Raw genomic sequence first — 15,611 nt, 5'->3', positions numbered from 1 at the left:
TCGTATGAAGAAATTGTTGCTGGTTCTGTTTGTTTCGCTTGTTTGTGTTTCCTTTGTGGGTGCCCAAGGGGTAGAAGAGGAAAAGACCGAGATTCTGGTAAGTGCTGCTGCCAGCCTGACTAACTGCATGGGGGAATTGAGTTCCTTGTTCATGCAGGATAATCCTTCCATTACGGTGCGTTGCAATTATGGTTCCTCTGGTTCCTTGCAGATGCAAATCGAACAGGGTGCTCCTGCCGATGTCTTTTTTTCCGCCGGAATCAAGCAAATGGATGCACTCAAGGCCAAAGGCTTGATGGATGATGCTACTGTCAAGAATATTCTGGAGAATAAAGTCGTTCTCATTGTTGCCAAGGATGCGAAAAAGCTTTCAGGTTTTGAGGCATTGTCTGATGCTTCCATTACCAAGATCGGAGTGGGAGAACCCAAGTCTGTCCCTGCTGGACAGTATGCTGCCCAAGTATTCGAAAGCCTTGGACTCACTGACACGATTGGTTCCAAACTTGTCTTGGCCAAGGATGTGCGGGAGGTACTTTCCTGGGTGGAGACAGAGAATGTGCAGGCTGGGGTCGTCTATGAAACTGATGCAAAGATCAGCACGGGTGTTGTCATTTGTGCTCAAGCCCCCGAGGGAAGCCATAAACCCATCATCTACCCGGTAGGGGTGATAAAGGATACCAAGCACCCAGTTCAGGCAAAGGTATTCGAGGATTTCCTGTTTACCGAGAAAGCCAAGGCTGTCTTTACAAAGTATGGCTTCACTGCACTCGAGAGCCATGTTTGATTATTCCCCGTTACTGATATCCTTACGTGCGGCAATGCTTTCGACTTCCCTGATTTTTTTGTTGGGAACCATTGCCGCTCGGTGGAGTATGCGTCTCAAAGGTACCGTGGCCTCTTTGGTCGATACCTTTTTTACGTTGCCTTTGGTGCTTCCTCCCACTGTTCTGGGTTTTTTCCTCTTGGTCATCTTTGGAAAGAATGGTCCGATAGGTTCTTTGCTTGGAAAGTTCGGGGGAAGTGTCATTTTTACCTGGTATGCGACAGTTCTAGCTGCCATGGTCGTTTCCTTTCCCCTGATGTATCGATCTGCACGGGGTGCTTTCGAACAAGTGGATGAGGAAAGGATTTGGGCGGCTCGTACTCTTGGCATGGGGGAAGGAAAGATATTCCTTCTGGTCATGATTCCCGAGGCTTGGCCTGGGATCCTGGCTGGTTTGGTCTTGAGTTTTTCCAGAAGCCTGGGAGAGTTTGGGGCAACACTCATGATCGCCGGCAACATTCCTGGAAAGACCCAGACAATACCGATGGCCATCTACTTTGCCACATCAGGCGGCGACATGAAGACTGCTTGGATCTGGGTACTGATCATCATAGCCCTCTCGGGGCTTTCCTTGATAGGTCTGGCCAAGTTCAACAGGGGAAAATCATGAGCCTGGAAGTTCTGATCAAAATGAAGACAAAAAATGAGAAAGGCTGCAAGCCGTTCTTCCTCGATGCAAGACTCTCGGTTGCTTCCGGAGAAATCGTAGGATTGCTCGGTCCTTCGGGAAGCGGCAAGAGCATGACCCTCAAGAGCATCGCCGGAATAATGAAGCCTGATGAAGGTTCCATTATTCTCAATGAAAGAGTTCTGTTTAATTCCTCTTCTCCTTGCAATATACCCACGAGGGATCGGAAGGTAGGGTATCTGTTTCAATCCTATGCACTTTTCCCCCATATGACCATTTTGCAGAATGTGATGAGTGGCGTTGGCAGAAAACCAGGGGAATCCTATGGAACTTGGAAGAGACGTGCCCAGCAGGTTGCCCAGGAGTATCTGGATATGGTTCAGCTAGCATCTTTTGTTTACCAGAATCCGCTGCGTATTTCTGGGGGGCAACAGCAACGGGTGGCAATTGCCCGGCTTCTGGCTTCAAGACCGGAGGCAATTCTCTTGGATGAACCTTTTTCTGCCTTGGATAATGAGTTGAAGGATTCCATCGATACAGAGCTCAAACCTGCACTGTTGTCTGCACGGTGTCCTGTTGTCTTTGTCTCCCATAACAGGGATGAAGTTCAGAGGTATTGTTCACGGACAATAACCATCGAGGAAGGTTCCATTAGGTGAAAAATGAGGTGAACCACGGTTTTATCCGTGGCTCACGAGAGAGCATTATCGTTACATCCTGATTTCCCGTCGTTGGAAGAGTACGTATCCACCGGTGAAAAACAAAAGGATACTGGCAAAGAAAGAGGTCATCTGCGGCCAGATAAGCAAGAGACTTTGTCCAAAGGGAAGTGGGGATCCCAACATTGCCCCTTGGATTTGCGAGAAGAGAACTACTCCCAACGATCTTGTCGAGGGATTGAGGATAGCTATCGAGGACTCCGAATACAATGTATAGGGTGAGATCCTGGAGAGCACGACATTGAGTTTTGCAGCCAAAAAACTTCCGTCTCCCCCGATACCGATGGAGATCAATTGCGAGATCATCGGCCAGAAGATCATGGAAAAGAGCCAAATGGCTATGGCAACCAAGGCTGACGTTGCGCTCTGTCTGAAAATAATTGAACAAAGCATGGCAATGACAAACCATTGGACTCCATACAATAGGGTAATCACATAGAAGACCAAGGCCCTCGCAATTTGTTCCCCGGAAGGCGGAACTCCCAGAAAAAGCATTGCTGAACCGATGACCAGCAACCAAAGGGCCAAAAGAACGATGGCCATGGCCACCAAGGCTCCCAAGGCTTTGCCGAACATCAGTACATCCCGGTATATCGGCTGGGACAATATCCTTCCCAGTGTCCTATTTTGGAATTCCCCGTTGATAGTGTCAAAACCCAGGGCAATTCCGGTCAGGGGTACGAGAAAGGACATAAAGGAAAGGAACGAAGGAATCGGGTCCTTGGAAATGGTAAACAAACCCAAGAGCATGAAGGTATCTTCTCCTGTAATGGAGCGTAGCGTTTGTGCTGCCACATACATGCTTGCCCCTGCAGTCAGGAGGATGAGAATGGTCAATACTACCATGCGTACACTTCCCGTAAAATCCTGCAGTTCCTTATGGAAAACGACATTCAAGCCAGTCAAGGCAGATCCTTCACGTTGTTTCATCTGCTACCTCCTTGAAACATGCCTTGTAAATGTCATACAGCGAATGCATCTGCATTTCCATTGAGACAAGGCCTACACCGTCCTTGACAACCGTAGCGGCTACTTCAGGTCTGACATCTTCTATGCATTCAAGATTCCAACGTTGCTTTCCTGCAGGGCTCACTTTTATAATCTGGGGAATGCTCTTGAAAGCCTGACTGAGATCTTTTTGTGAATTTACCTTCAGTTCGATGATTTGTCGTCCCCCGAACTCCTGTTCGGAAAGTTCCTCGACGGTGCCGTCCTTGATCAGTCTTCCCTTGGAAAACAGCCCTACATGGTCACATACCGATTGTACTTCTTCCAGTTGGTGACTGGAAAGGAGGATTGTCATGTTCTCGGTATCTCGCAAAGAGGCTATCAAGGCAAGGAATTCTGCAACGCTTTCTGGATCGAGCCCTTGGGTAGGCTCGTCCAAAATAGCAATTTCAGGTCTCTTTACCAGTACTTCCGCCAGGCCAAGGCGTTGTTTCATGCCATGGGAAAAGGTGTGGACCTTGTCATCTTTTCTCTTTTCCAACCGCATTTTCACCAGGGCTTCCAGGATACGTTCCTGTCGTTTCTCGGCAGGCAAGCCAAGAAATCGTGCTGTATAATCAAGGTTCTGGTAGGCTGTCATGGTATCATAGAAACCTACGGTGTCAGGCATATACCCAACTCTTCTTTTTACTTGCAGGGGTGTCCTGAGGGGATCGAAACCGAGGATATCGACAGATCCCGCGGTTGGCTCGAGCAATCCCAACAACATGAGGATGGTGGTAGTCTTCCCTGACCCATTTGGGCCGAGCAATCCGAAGATTTCTCGTCTGTTCAGTGTCAGGGAAATGTCATCGACCGCAAGCGTTCCATTTGCATATTGCTTTCTCAGATTTGAGACGCTCAGCACTTGTTCGCTTTTCATGGAAACCTCCTCTTAGCGTCTGCCGAATTTCTTGATTGCAAATACCAGAATTACCGCTGCGGCAGCAATGATCAGTATTGAGACAATACCCCAAAGTGAAGAAGTCTTGACCGTTACACGATATTGGGTGGAGATATTGCCCGAATTGGTTGAGTCGGCTTTCAATGTAACGCTGTAGTCACCAGTGATGGCCTGAGAGGAAGGTTTGAGTGTTGCCTTGACTGTCTGGGTTTTTCCTGCTGCCACTACATCAACTTTTTCAGGAGAGAAGGTTACATTCCAATTGGTCGGACTGTAAGCAGAAAGTTTGATGTCCTTTGCATCGGCGGTTCCTGAATTCTTTAGTTCCAGGGTAACTACCCGTTCTTTTCCGGCAACAGCATTACCGCTGAGCAAGCCTCCTTCTCCAGTCAAACTTAAACGAGCTTGTCCCTGGACCTGAAGATTTACGCTCACATTGGCACTTGCACTTGCTGCTTTGGCAATGACTGTTACCGGATAGGTGCCTTCGGCAAGTCCTTGGGGTGGGGTTACCGTTACCTTGAGGGTCTTTGCGGCCCCAGCTGCAATGGAAAGGGTGTTTTCATTCTTTGAGGCATATTGCTCTGCGAATTTTGCGGTAAAACCGTCGGGAAGTTTTGCAGCCAAGTCTACCAAGGTTTCTGCGGCACTGTTATTGTGCAGGGTTACCTCGAAGGCAAAATCGGAATCTGCTGCTCCTTCGATTGTGGGTAGTTCTGTATCAAGGGCGAGTCTCTGGGGGAGTTTCTGACCCATCGTTACGGTAAGGGGAAGCGAGAAACTTGCATTGTCCTCTCCTTTTGCCACTACGGTGAAGTCGTGAGCAGAAGCTGTCGTGGTTTTTGTCGGGACAACCCACAATTGGACCGTTGCAGCCTTGTCTGGTTCGGCAAATACTGCGTTGATAAGTCCGCCGCCACCGACAAACTGGTATTCCCATCCGGTGGGCAACCCAGCTACTGATAAATTCACCCTTTGGGGAGCAAGATTATAATTTTTGACTGTCAGGTCAAAGACGATCATATCGGTATTGCTGACGTTAAGCGAAGGATATGAAGTTGCCACCGAGAGTCCTTCATAGGTGGTAGCTGCGACGAGGGGAGTAAGTCCGAGCAATACTATTGCCAAGACTACCCAGCAAGTTCTGAAATTCTTTTTCATTTGGTATGCTTTCCTCCTGGAATAAAGATCTGGATAAAACATAGCGAGGGGGAGGGGGTGGGTCAAACGCTGGTGTGAACAATATTGATATGTATATCTTGTGGTATGTTTCCCTCTGTGCTTGTTTGTGTGGGGAGTGTTTTGATAATGGAAAGAAATCCATTGAAATTGACATATTCAACATAATACTGATAGATTTTGCGTCATATGTTACAAAAAAATGACACAAATAAAGAACGGTACCTAGTGAAAAACAAAACCATATGGCAATCGTGAACCATGTACGTAATTCTATGGATAAATATGGTGAGGCTTACTGTTTTTCACCAAATAAAAAGGACGTGATGCCCAAAAGCACCACGCCCAAAAAATGGAGTTACTGATTCAGCGATGGTATTCTGTTATCAATAGGTTGAGACAGAATAGCTGTAATGGTTCACAAAATTTGAAGTATTTGCATACTTACGTACCATGATAGAGCCAAAAAGTACCGAGGATAGAAGATAGACGGCAAGAAAAATACCTGCTCCGATCAACATTTTATTACTTCGTTTCATCTTTGTTTTCATTGCTTTGTGCATCCTTTTGGAACGTTCTGTAGTAAGTTTCCAATTCCTCTAGAGGAATATCCAACACCTTCAAAGAAGAGAATAGTGAGGGAAGTTCTGTTTTTATAAACTGTTCCCTTTTCTTCTTGAGGACAAGGTCCTTGGCATGGGGAGCTGTAAAATACCCTATGCCTCGTTGGTTGTCCAAGGTCCCTTCCTCTTGGAGGACAGCATATGTGCGTACAATCGTATTGGGATTGACTTCAAGTTCCACTGCCAGATCTCGTACCGAAGGAATTCTCTCTCCATCGGTCCAGATTCCGTTAAGAATCAGGTCGTGGATATATCCGGCAATTTGGAGATAAATTGGTGAGTGTGTATTAAATTGCATCGGTTGCCTGGACCTCCTCGACCTTGAAATAGGCAGTAATCCAGCAAAATACCGGCAGTACTCCATAGTAGAATATTTCTCCTATCCTCATATAAGCAAGCATTCCTGGTATTTGTGAGGCCTGCTGTCTGCCTGCTCCTATGGAAATGAAAAATGCACTGGAGAAATGGGAGCTTCCGGTAATCAGGGGGAAGAAAATTCTGGCAAATAACAACCCAAGCAACCCCATTACTATGGTGAGGACGAAGAGAGACAAGACGGTCTTGATGAATTGAGCTTTATGAAACACCGTGGCACCTAAGAGAAAGACCGATTGCCAGACAAAATATGTAGCAAGCAGGGATCCTACTTCCGAAGTAAAGGGATTGAACATGGCAAAGGGATTCCTGAAGAAAAGAAGCATCAGGGCTTCAATGATTGCCGAGGCGGCTGTCATTACAAGAATAAGTACCACTGGATAGACAAAGGCCGTCAAAATGGCTTTTGCCAAAAATTTTTCCAAGGAGGTGGCAGGAAGCATCAGCCATTCATTCTGTCCTTCCTTGCTGAACATATCCCTTGCAAAAACTATGCTGGTAAGGATGAATCCCCCGATAAGCAAGAGGCCACTGAAGAAACTGGCATAGGTAGTCTCAGTCACTACGTATCCACTATAGTTTGAATATATTGCCTGGGCGGTTTCCTGGACCAGCAGGATGAGAATTATGGTAATGGCATAGATTGCCAATTCTTTTTTCCGTGTCTGTATTTCACGGTTGGCTACATACAGGAATCTCATTGCATACCTCCTGATACTTTGAATGCAAACGTTGTTGGGTTTTCGATTATAGCGTTGAAGAGGGTTTCCAGATCGATTGGAGTCTGGCTGGTGTCTTCATCAGTTCTTTTTTGCATCACGATCCACCCTCCCAGGGTTTTCTCAAAATACAGTGCTTCCCCTGGTTTTGGTTCTGTCTGGGAAAGATGCAAGGTATAGGTGTCTGTTACGGTTTCGACAAAGTCGTTGAAAATTACAATTCCATCATGAAGAACAACAAGTGGATCAATGAGATTTTCCATATCCCTGACTTGGTGGGTGGAGATGATAAAGGTTCTGTTTTCAGTCATCGCAGAGGCTACTATTTGTCTGAACTGTTTTTTGGAAGGTATATCCAATCCATTGGTTGGTTCATCCAGGATAAGCAGGGCGGTATTTGATGCAAGGCCAAAGGATAAAAGCAGTTTTTTCTTCTGTCCGAAGGAGAGTTCATTGATGTTTTGATCGACATCGAGCTCAAAAGTCCTGTAGTAGGTTTCGAATTGCTGTTTATCGAAGCGTGGGTAAAAGGGCGTTCTCATCGACAGATAGTCTTGCAATTTCATCTTGGGGAGGGGAAATTCTTCCGGTAAATAAAATATTTCCCTAAGCATGTCAGGACGCCTTTGTTCAGGATCGAATCCAAGGGTCTTGATCAAACCTTGCGTAGGAAACAGTTGACCCGAGAGCAATTTGAGCAAGGTAGTTTTTCCTGCTCCGTTCTTTCCCAGCAATCCATATATATTACCTTTCTTAATTTCCAAATTGAGATGGGAGAAAACTGGTTTCTTTCCATACTGGAAGCTGATATCCCGCATTTGCACCAAAGGCTCTGGTCCTTGGTCTACGGTTTCCAATTGTACCTGTTCGGTCATAGGGTATCTCCTTGTCTATAATAGTGCACTAGATAACTAATACACCAAACAGCAAGGCTTGTCCAGAGGTTTGCCAATATTTCGTAGTTAAAAAGAAAGAAAACCTGGTTTTTGGTATTGCAACCCCTTCAAATCCAGGTTTCTTGCCGATCAAGGAAATGGGGATTGCAATAGGTATGGATTAAGAGAGTGACCTTGGTGTCGTAGCTAAGACAGGGCTGTTTTCGCTATTTTTACGGACTCCCTGCTTTAGCTTGTCATTCTGCTTTCTCTGTATAAAAGAGCTTCCCAGGATTTGCAAAGGCTTTCTTTTTTGCCAAAAGAATATAGGCAATGAATGAGCCTACCATATAGATGCCCGAAATTCCTACGGCAAGCCAGAAGAGGCTAGGTTTTCCTTTGGTAATGCTGAAAGCCGGAAGATTTATGCTCAATATAATGGGAATTGCAAGCATGAATACGATACCGACTGAGTAAAGATAATCGGTAGCCACCGGGGTCTCGAAGTCAGGATCCACAACCCGTAAAAGTGCCAGTCCCGTTGGGAGCGTGCCGGTTGCCGTTCCATATATCAAGAGCATCCTGTAAAATTGGTGGTCATCATACAGCCTGGAACAATACCAGGGGAGGATGATGGTGGTGGAAAATAGTCCTACGATGACCAAGGCGAGGATTGGTAACCAGTAGCCCTGTACGGCTACCAGAGAGATTGCACCCAAGGAAGAGGCAACGGTAAGGTCTACGGATAAACCGCTTATACGATTGCATGTAGCACTATCAATCGTGGTTTCCACCTTGAAGAGTCTCATGACCATCTTGACTCCGATGGCGCATAGGGCACTGAATACAAAGTTGATTCCCCAAAGACTGTCAGCCAATTCATTGCCAATGGGACCGATGAGAGAGAGCAAGGCGCTTAGACCGGTAAGAAACCCCCAGCTTAATAGGTAGGTAAACATTACCAAGGCGATATGGTAACTCAGGGTATCGAGAGATTCCCCGTCCGTGGAAAGATAGGACCCGATGGGTCTTTCTTTCTGATTCCGGCTGAAAAACCCCGTGCGAATGCTCTTGCTGTTGATCTTGTCTCTGTATTTCTTTTGAATCCAACCTCTTTTCAATCCTTGGTTAATGAGTATGACACCCCCGAAACTACCTATAAGGAAGCCGATCGCTGCAAGGGTCAAGCCTACCGAAGAGCCTCCTCGAAAGCCCATTTTCTCCCAGGTCGAACCAATGGAATAGGCTTGTCCCGGTCCCAGCTCAAAACCAAGGGGGAGAGTAAAGCCAATCGCCGGGAACAAATCTGGCTGTATAGTTGCGATCAATAGGGCTGTTGTCAAAAGTCCGAGTGTGCACTGAATGCCGTATTGGCCCATTACTGCCATGACATTTTCGGCGAGCATCTTTTTCCCCCCTTCCTTGCTTTTGTCACGGGGAGTAACCCGTAGCAACATGGCAATGAAGGAGATATTGAGTAAATGGTAGACGATTTCCCCGAGGAAATCATTTTGGAGGTTCCATAAGGGAGCAAGAAAATTATAAAAGACCAAGAGGATCAACCCTGCAATGATTGGGGCAGGCATGAGAAACCGTTGAAAGAATCGAATACGTGCCCGAAGGAGCGCGGCAAGAAGCAAGGCGAAGGAGATAATGCCAATATGGATTATGTAGTTCCAGTTCATGTAGACACCTCTAGTGGTAAAGCTTTGGTAAGTTCCTTTATAGTCTTGTAGCATTCAATATATTTCAGGATTGAAGAATCTTTTTGAATTCTTATACGATACAATTCTCCGTCAAGGTAGAGTTCTATCGTTGACTTTGCATTGATGATCATTGACTGTACCTGATCGAAAGGGAAGGAAAGGGTTTTCTCTTGCTTGGTTTCAAGCGTATGGGCAACCATGCCCTCCCTGGACAGGGTGAGTTCAAAATGCTTGGAAAGACGAATCAATCTATTTCCTTTTCCTTTTTGCAGCAATACTCCTTGGTCAGGAGGAAAGAGCAGGTCTTCTTTTTTTTCATTTTGAAGTAAGTTTCGTAATTGTTCTTTTTCCCAAGTATGCCAAGAAGGAAGATCCTTAAACGGGTTTTTGCCTTTTACGAGCGTAAAATGGTCATATTCATCAAATTTTACGGTCATGTCACAGTGGGAACATACAACTGAATTCCCGCTTGTGGTAAGGCAGCTTCGGCAGCCACAGTCTGGACAGAGGTAAAGGACTCGTTCCAGCCCTTTTGCCTTGGTTTTGCTTCTGAATGGGGTGTGGTGTTGCTTTTGCCAAGCCTGGTGAGAAAAACCGATATTTGACTCCAGATAGGTTTTCAACTGGGCAAGGGTCATACTTTTGATGGTCTCTGGCATCAGGGGAGGCAATACCCGTAAGATTGCCTTTCCCTTGCGAGTCTTGTCAGCCCATCGAGGTTTGAGCAAGTAGCCACCTTCAAGATTGATGATAACAACCGGTACCTTGAACATTCTCACAAGCTTGGCGGTAGCGTTGTCAAAGCCCACGGGCTCTCCATCCCAAGTCCTGGTTCCTTCAGGAAACAACCCAACTACCTCACCTTTTTTAAGGGCCGCCGAAATGGCCTTTATTGTGAAAAGATCACTTCTTCCTTGTTGTTTGGATATTCCTCCGATCCAGCTTCCCAGCATTGTCTTGACTCCGCGAAGCTTGAATAGGTAGGCCCCAGCCACCCATCTGATGTGCACGGGAGAGGCGGCGGAAATAAAAAAGGAATCCAGAGTATGCGTATGATTGCCCAATACAAGGAAAGGTCCTTGTATCTGGGCAAGGATATCCATACCAATGGTTTCAATATGATTTCGGCGCAACAGGTACGCGCCGTACGTCGGTCGTGCAATTTTTATAAACAGCGGCGTTTTCGACACTCAACCCTCTTTCGTAAATAAAATATAGCATGGGTCCGTTGTACTGTCCATTGTTTTGGACAGTTCTCATACTTTGTTCATATATTCGTATATACTCAAGCGAAGATGTTTTGAAGGAATCTTTTGCCTGTTTCCGTCTTGAATATTTTTTCTTTGACTTTGTTGATGGTCTCTTTTGTCATTGCCTCTTCCTGTGCATTTACCAAGAAATCTGCTTCCATGAGGATTTGCAAATCGAGGTCGATTTGGGATAGATAGGTATGGTGGTGGGCAATGAGAAAACAAACCCGATCGATGATCATTTGTTCGATGGACAGGTTTCCCAAAAGAATCCTTGCCTCTGGGGGACCTTCTATCTGTTGGTAGGTCCCAGCGCTGCTTTGGTATTTCTTTTCACTGTTCTTGATGCCGATATCGTGGGTCAATGCCGCTGTTTCAAGGATTTCTTGCGTGGTTTCATCCAAGCCTTCCATTTCCCCGATGGCTTTCGCAAAGGCATAGACTTTCAAGCAATGGTTGATACGCCGGACATCTTTTTGATAATACTCGATCATTGCATCAATTATTTGTCCTGTTCTGTCCATGATAGTGGCTCCTTCTCTTTTGGGATGTATCAGTATAGCTAGGGTGTGTTCTACTTTTCTTTCAACTCATTGAAACGAATCAAATTATCGAACCCTGGCTTTCCCTTTCCTTGCTCGAACCCATGGATGATTTCAACCACCAGATCATTATAGGGGGTAGGTACTTGTACTTCCTTGCCATAGTTGCAAACAACTCCGTTGATTGCATCTATTTCGCAAGGTTTCCCTGCCTCGATATCCTGAAGCATGCTGGGTTTGAGACCATTGTGCTTTTTCATGGCCAGTGGGATGAGAATAAAAGAGATTCTTTGTTTGAGTTTTGAATGGTAGTCGAAGAGTTTGACTATGTCCTTGCCTTGGATCGGCTCTATCACTATGTTTGCCTTGTTTGCGACCTCTATGCATTCCTTGATGATCTGCTGGGCACAAAGCCTTGCTTCCTTGTTTTGTGAAACTTCGCCGAAGGTGCAACCCAAGACGGAAGCCATTCCACTGAAAGCTGAATTCACCAATAACTTCACCCACCGTGCTCCCAGGAAGTTTTCCTCGATTTCGACGGGTCCCATTTTTTCCAGGATATGTTTGACTTCCTGAAGCAATGGATCATCTTTTTTTCGATTCACTCCGCCCAGACTAAAGGTCAGGGTGTCAGGTTCTGAGGTAAGCTGGGAGATACCTGGCCCTTGCAAGGTCGCTCCCCAGGCAATTGTACAACCCAATACTCTTTCTTCTTTGAGTATCTTGGCAATACCTCGTTCTGGCAAGCCATTTTGCATTGTGCAAAGGATTCCTTTCTCACCGAGCAAGGGCTTGAGGCTGGTAACTACCTGATCATTTTGCAATTGCTTGGTCATAAGGAAAATGATATCGTAAGGTCCTTGCATCTCCTCTGGCAACATGGCGGATACCGGTACGGAAAATGCAACGGAACCTATTACTTGGGCCCCGTTTTTTCGCAGGGCTTCGACTTGTGAGATGTTTCTGTTTACAAGATCGACAGGAATACCTCCTTTGGTAAGATAGGCTCCCAAAATGATTCCCAAAGAACCAGCGCCATATATAGCAATTTTCATAGGTAGACAGACCTCCTATACTTTTTCCTTGAGTATACGTAACACATAGTACTATATCCAGAGGAAGCTTGAAAATAAAATGAGGTCCTTCCCAATGGGAAAGACCTCGATAATGCTGATTGCTGTAGGTTTTAGCGTTCTACGGCAGTCAAGGTTCCATTGATGGAGAGAATGTCATTCTCGAAGGTTACCATCAAGGTGCCATCGAAATAGTACATCGAGGCAGGATCGTCAGCATATCTGCTGATATCACCGGTCTTTGAGGTTGCCTTGTCATCTACCAACTTTCCACTGGCAATCTTGCTGTCCCATACTTTGGCCCAGTCAATGGTCGCTGCAGTCCCGTCAGTCGAGAAATCCTTGCTGATGACCTGGGGGGCGCTACCTTTGATGTAGCCGATGGGTCTCATCTCAAAAGATCCCTTGGGGAAGTTGAGCTTGCCGGTCTTGTCGGTGACAATGCGGTAGGCGGTTCCACGGTGGGCATATTGCATGGTGATGGTACCGTCGGCAGCCTTTGATACGTTGAGGTCATCAATAGCTTGCTGCTCGAAGGGATTTACACCATAGAGGAACAAGTTGCGAACTGCGGCCGACATGGTGGTCTTGCCTTCTACATCATAGAGGTAAGCATGGAACAGGTGAGTGGATCCAAGTGCGGAAGCACCGGTTACTGCATCGGCATGGTCTTTTTCAACTGCCATATAGCGGATATTGCCGGTGAAAGAGAAGAAATTGGCATCGTCTGCTTTTGCAACGTTTACTTGATAGGCGACTTTCAAGTCAGCGGAACCATCAGATACGGGTGCTGCTACTACAGCAGGTGCAGGGGCTTGGGCAACGGGAGCAGGCTTTGAACAGCTGATCGCTGAAAAAGAACCTACAAGGACAAGAGAGACGAGCAAGAATAGATTAATTGCTTTTTTCATTGTTATACTCCTTGGTGTATAGAACAGGTGTTAAACGTATAATAATTTATCGACTGAATCAAGATTAAAGTAAAGGAAAATGATAGGAATTACAAAAAGTTGTTTTTGTAGGGCAATACACCAATGAAAAACAAGCAAAATGTAACCAATCATGGGTTTTTCCAACAATAGGAATTTTCTTGAAAACGCAGGTGATAATGCAGTTTGTTGCTTTTTGCCGGAAGCTGGCAAGCCTGGATATACCAATTACCTAACTATATGCAGTTATAATATTCTTAGAACGGTATGATATACCGTATAATACTGTAGATATTAAATATCTAAATACGGCATGCTTGTTTAGATCCTAGCCGTAAATAACGGAAGGCTGGGACCTGAAAGAGACCTTGTTTTGCAAGTGGGGGATACTGCTGTATCCTATAAAAGCCTATAGTTCCTGTTTTTCTTGGAAATAGGACAGGACCATCTTGAAGGCAACCCGATAGCCAGGCTCAAGTGAGGCGATTTCGACCCATTCTTCATAGGTATGGGCTTTCCCTCCGTTGTAACAGCCGAGACAAACACTGGGAATTCCCAGTGAGAGGGGAATGTTGCAATCGGTCGAACCTGCATGGGCCATGATTTTTCCGTCGGTAACGGTTACTGCTAAGGTGGTTGTGTCGGGGAAGACTACATCCTGATGGGCCGTGCAGACTACAAGTGGATTGTCCTTTGTGCCTCCGATCGGATAGATGACATTCAGGGACTCGTCGATGAACACCTTGCAGGCACCTTGTTGTTCCAGCTACTCCTTGATAAAGGTAGCTCTTTGTTCTTCATTGTTGGAGGGGGCGGGGATGGCTGCAAGTTCTTGTAGAAGGGCAAAAGCTTCTTCTGTATGGGTATTGATGTAGGTTTGTATCTGGTTTGGTAACACGATGTATACTTCCTTTCTTTTGTTCCTGGGAAAATTTCAGCTCGATCGGCAAAACTGGGTTAGTTCAAAACCTTTGCTATGGCCTGAGCCAATCCTTGGGGATTCTCCCAAGCCATTGAATGTCCTGCGTCCCGGACTATCTGGATTTCAATTTTCTGGGAGGAAAGTTCTTGGTACTCAGGGGTAGGGAGCGTTCTTTCTCCAAAGATGAAGGTTTTCTTGCAGGGAAGGGAATACAAGATTTCCCGCCAGGAAGGACTGACTCCTTCTGCTGCGGATTTTGAGATGAGATAGGTTGCTTTTGGCGACCAATGTGATAGAGTCGCTGCCCACATGGTATTTCCCGAATGTTTGCTCTCTTCGATCAAGTGCTGAAATCCTGTTGCAAGGAAGGAGTCCATCTGTTGGTTCGCGATGAATTTGCTGGTAGAACCTTCTGAGCTTGCATCGAGATTTGCTTCACTGAGGATGATGGAAGAGACCTTTTTTCTGTCCAGATTGGCAAGCGACAGGGCTATTGCGCCTCCCAGGCTATGTCCAAAAATTGTATAGGTATCCCAATGAAGAAAGGAAACCAGTTGCTGGAGAGTTTTGGCATGATCTTCGACAGAGTAACCAAAATTTTCTGGGTGGTCACTATATCCAGCCCCGAATAGATCCACGGCCACGCAATGGACATGGTTCAATTCAGATTGGGATATCACCTGTGGATAATCAAATGACCCTGCGCATCCCAGACCATGGATGAAGAGAATGGGAACTCCCTCACCTGGGAATTCATTATAGCGAAGTATACTCTGTACGGTAGGGACAAGAAATTCTTTCATTGTTGGCAATCCTAGGTTTGTTTGTAAGGGAATAAAGAGGAACCACAGTCTAAAGTGAATCGTATAATGAAGCCCTGTCTATGTCAAATATTCAAACAGGGGAGGGAAGAGCATTACGCGAGAGGCAGATTGTGTTGTTTCAAGAATGACAGTTTGTCCCAGTATCCTCTCTGGAAAATGATTTTGTCATTGGCTACTTGAAAAAACCCACATCCACGCAATCCCAGGGGATCTTTCCATTCCATGATAGCCCATTGACCATCCTCAAACATATTATCGACGATGCAAGTCATTTTTGCATCGGAGAATTCTTGTTCAAACATCTTTTTGATGGCAGTTTTCCCGATGACGGGTTCATTTGCTACTTGGTGGTTTGTTGCATTGTCATCATATAATGCGACAAGAGTCTTGACATCAGCATTATTGAAGGCCTCGACCCATTGGCAAAGTATTTCTTTTGGACTCATTTGTTACCTCCCCTGTAGGTACTATGCCAATAACAGATGGTAAACGCAAGAATATAACAAGAATTAACAATCCTTTGGGCGATTTGC

The 15,611-nt window shown here is 45.8% G+C and carries 19 protein-coding genes; 3 read left to right on the top strand and 16 right to left on the bottom strand.

Annotated features, from left to right (window positions below; genetic code table 11):
* The first annotated feature begins 4 nt into the window (after positions 1-4).
* Genes modA through ACHZBG_RS04215 form a run of 3 tightly spaced genes read left to right on the top strand, consistent with a single transcriptional unit; the run spans position 5 to position 2,110 of the window.
* Entirely contained in the window at positions 5-784 is a 780-nt protein-coding gene (gene modA, locus ACHZBG_RS04225; protein WP_320128198.1) for a molybdate ABC transporter substrate-binding protein, read from the top strand.
* Positions 777-1,433 (top strand): molybdate ABC transporter permease subunit, encoded by a 657-nt coding sequence (gene modB, locus ACHZBG_RS04220; RefSeq protein WP_320128197.1) that lies wholly within the window; start codon positions 777-779, stop codon positions 1,431-1,433. Before modA ends, modB begins: the two co-directional genes overlap by 8 nt.
* Entirely contained in the window at positions 1,430-2,110 is a 681-nt protein-coding gene (locus ACHZBG_RS04215; RefSeq protein ID WP_320128196.1) for an ATP-binding cassette domain-containing protein, read from the top strand. Before modB ends, ACHZBG_RS04215 begins: the two co-directional genes overlap by 4 nt.
* A 51-nt stretch (positions 2,111-2,161) precedes the next feature.
* On the opposite strand, the gene ACHZBG_RS04210 is transcribed toward ACHZBG_RS04215, so the two are convergent.
* The 16 genes from ACHZBG_RS04210 to ACHZBG_RS04135 form a co-directional block, all read right to left on the bottom strand.
* Positions 2,162-3,100, bottom strand: coding sequence for an ABC transporter permease (locus ACHZBG_RS04210; RefSeq protein ID WP_320128195.1), 939 nt, complete (start codon positions 3,098-3,100; stop codon positions 2,162-2,164).
* Entirely contained in the window at positions 3,087-4,040 is a 954-nt protein-coding gene (locus ACHZBG_RS04205) for an ABC transporter ATP-binding protein (protein WP_320128194.1), read from the bottom strand. Before ACHZBG_RS04205 ends, ACHZBG_RS04210 begins: the two co-directional genes overlap by 14 nt.
* A gap of 12 nt (positions 4,041-4,052) precedes the next feature.
* Complete coding sequence (locus tag ACHZBG_RS04200; protein ID WP_320128193.1) at positions 4,053-5,222, bottom strand: NEW3 domain-containing protein; 1,170 nt, start codon at positions 5,220-5,222, stop codon at positions 4,053-4,055.
* A 404-nt stretch (positions 5,223-5,626) separates the two neighbouring features.
* On the bottom strand, positions 5,627-5,791 hold the full coding sequence (locus ACHZBG_RS04195; protein ID WP_394699323.1) for a hypothetical protein: 165 nt from the start codon (positions 5,789-5,791) through the stop codon (positions 5,627-5,629).
* On the bottom strand, positions 5,766-6,161 hold the full coding sequence (locus tag ACHZBG_RS04190; protein ID WP_320128191.1) for a GntR family transcriptional regulator: 396 nt from the start codon (positions 6,159-6,161) through the stop codon (positions 5,766-5,768). Before ACHZBG_RS04190 ends, ACHZBG_RS04195 begins: the two co-directional genes overlap by 26 nt.
* Complete coding sequence (locus ACHZBG_RS04185; RefSeq protein WP_320128190.1) at positions 6,151-6,939, bottom strand: hypothetical protein; 789 nt, start codon at positions 6,937-6,939, stop codon at positions 6,151-6,153. The genes ACHZBG_RS04190 and ACHZBG_RS04185 overlap by 11 nt, the downstream gene beginning before the upstream one ends.
* A complete protein-coding gene (locus ACHZBG_RS04180; protein ID WP_320128189.1) occupies positions 6,936-7,832 on the bottom strand; it encodes an ATP-binding cassette domain-containing protein in 897 nt (298 codons plus the stop codon). The genes ACHZBG_RS04185 and ACHZBG_RS04180 overlap by 4 nt, the downstream gene beginning before the upstream one ends.
* Before the next feature lie 257 nt (positions 7,833-8,089).
* A complete protein-coding gene (locus ACHZBG_RS04175; RefSeq protein ID WP_320128188.1) occupies positions 8,090-9,517 on the bottom strand; it encodes a sodium:glutamate symporter in 1,428 nt (475 codons plus the stop codon).
* Positions 9,514-10,728 carry a lysophospholipid acyltransferase family protein gene (locus tag ACHZBG_RS04170; protein ID WP_320128187.1) on the bottom strand — a complete coding sequence of 405 codons (1,215 nt, stop codon included), beginning with the start codon at positions 10,726-10,728 and terminating at the stop codon, positions 9,514-9,516. The genes ACHZBG_RS04175 and ACHZBG_RS04170 overlap by 4 nt, the downstream gene beginning before the upstream one ends.
* A gap of 95 nt (positions 10,729-10,823) precedes the next feature.
* A complete protein-coding gene (locus ACHZBG_RS04165) occupies positions 10,824-11,312 on the bottom strand; it encodes an HD domain-containing protein (RefSeq protein WP_320128186.1) in 489 nt (162 codons plus the stop codon).
* A 50-nt stretch (positions 11,313-11,362) separates the two neighbouring features.
* The gene (locus tag ACHZBG_RS04160; protein ID WP_320128185.1) at positions 11,363-12,385 is read right to left on the bottom strand and encodes a ketopantoate reductase family protein; all 1,023 of its coding nucleotides are present in this window, start codon (positions 12,383-12,385) and stop codon (positions 11,363-11,365) included.
* Positions 12,386-12,516: 131 nt separating this feature from the next.
* Complete coding sequence (locus ACHZBG_RS04155) at positions 12,517-13,314, bottom strand: hypothetical protein (RefSeq protein WP_320128184.1); 798 nt, start codon at positions 13,312-13,314, stop codon at positions 12,517-12,519.
* Positions 13,315-13,741: 427 nt separating this feature from the next.
* Positions 13,742-14,074, bottom strand: a complete 333-nt coding sequence (locus tag ACHZBG_RS04150; protein WP_320128183.1) for a hypothetical protein — start codon at positions 14,072-14,074, stop codon at positions 13,742-13,744.
* A gap of 24 nt (positions 14,075-14,098) precedes the next feature.
* Positions 14,099-14,230, bottom strand: a complete 132-nt coding sequence (locus tag ACHZBG_RS04145) for a hypothetical protein (RefSeq protein ID WP_320128182.1) — start codon at positions 14,228-14,230, stop codon at positions 14,099-14,101.
* 59 nt (positions 14,231-14,289) lie between these two features.
* Positions 14,290-15,057, bottom strand: coding sequence for an alpha/beta hydrolase (locus ACHZBG_RS04140; RefSeq protein ID WP_320128181.1), 768 nt, complete (start codon positions 15,055-15,057; stop codon positions 14,290-14,292).
* 113 nt (positions 15,058-15,170) lie between these two features.
* Positions 15,171-15,524 carry a nuclear transport factor 2 family protein gene (locus ACHZBG_RS04135; protein WP_320128180.1) on the bottom strand — a complete coding sequence of 118 codons (354 nt, stop codon included), beginning with the start codon at positions 15,522-15,524 and terminating at the stop codon, positions 15,171-15,173.
* Between the last annotated feature and the right edge of the window lie 87 nt (positions 15,525-15,611).

It is taken from the genome of uncultured Sphaerochaeta sp., assembly GCF_963676625.2.
Taxonomy (GTDB): Bacteria; Spirochaetota; Spirochaetia; order Sphaerochaetales; family Sphaerochaetaceae; genus Sphaerochaeta.
This window is presented reverse-complemented; position numbering and strand designations above follow the sequence as displayed.

Coding starts and splice junctions, on each gene's coding strand:
- ACHZBG_RS04190 (WP_320128191.1), bottom strand. CDS start 6,161: ATGCAATTTAATACACACTCACCAATTTATCTCCAAATTGCCGGATAT.
- ACHZBG_RS04135 (WP_320128180.1), bottom strand. CDS start 15,524: ATGAGTCCAAAAGAAATACTTTGCCAATGGGTCGAGGCCTTCAATAAT.
- ACHZBG_RS04180 (WP_320128189.1), bottom strand. CDS start 7,832: ATGACCGAACAGGTACAATTGGAAACCGTAGACCAAGGACCAGAGCCT.
- ACHZBG_RS04165 (WP_320128186.1), bottom strand. CDS start 11,312: ATGGACAGAACAGGACAAATAATTGATGCAATGATCGAGTATTATCAA.
- ACHZBG_RS04210 (WP_320128195.1), bottom strand. CDS start 3,100: ATGAAACAACGTGAAGGATCTGCCTTGACTGGCTTGAATGTCGTTTTC.
- ACHZBG_RS04160 (WP_320128185.1), bottom strand. CDS start 12,385: ATGAAAATTGCTATATATGGCGCTGGTTCTTTGGGAATCATTTTGGGA.
- ACHZBG_RS04215 (WP_320128196.1), top strand. CDS start 1,430: ATGAGCCTGGAAGTTCTGATCAAAATGAAGACAAAAAATGAGAAAGGC.
- ACHZBG_RS04200 (WP_320128193.1), bottom strand. CDS start 5,222: ATGAAAAAGAATTTCAGAACTTGCTGGGTAGTCTTGGCAATAGTATTG.
- ACHZBG_RS04175 (WP_320128188.1), bottom strand. CDS start 9,517: ATGAACTGGAACTACATAATCCATATTGGCATTATCTCCTTCGCCTTG.
- ACHZBG_RS04155 (WP_320128184.1), bottom strand. CDS start 13,314: ATGAAAAAAGCAATTAATCTATTCTTGCTCGTCTCTCTTGTCCTTGTA.
- ACHZBG_RS04205 (WP_320128194.1), bottom strand. CDS start 4,040: ATGAAAAGCGAACAAGTGCTGAGCGTCTCAAATCTGAGAAAGCAATAT.
- modA (WP_320128198.1), top strand. CDS start 5: ATGAAGAAATTGTTGCTGGTTCTGTTTGTTTCGCTTGTTTGTGTTTCC.
- ACHZBG_RS04195 (WP_394699323.1), bottom strand. CDS start 5,791: ATGAAAACAAAGATGAAACGAAGTAATAAAATGTTGATCGGAGCAGGT.
- modB (WP_320128197.1), top strand. CDS start 777: ATGTTTGATTATTCCCCGTTACTGATATCCTTACGTGCGGCAATGCTT.
- ACHZBG_RS04140 (WP_320128181.1), bottom strand. CDS start 15,057: ATGAAAGAATTTCTTGTCCCTACCGTACAGAGTATACTTCGCTATAAT.
- ACHZBG_RS04185 (WP_320128190.1), bottom strand. CDS start 6,939: ATGAGATTCCTGTATGTAGCCAACCGTGAAATACAGACACGGAAAAAA.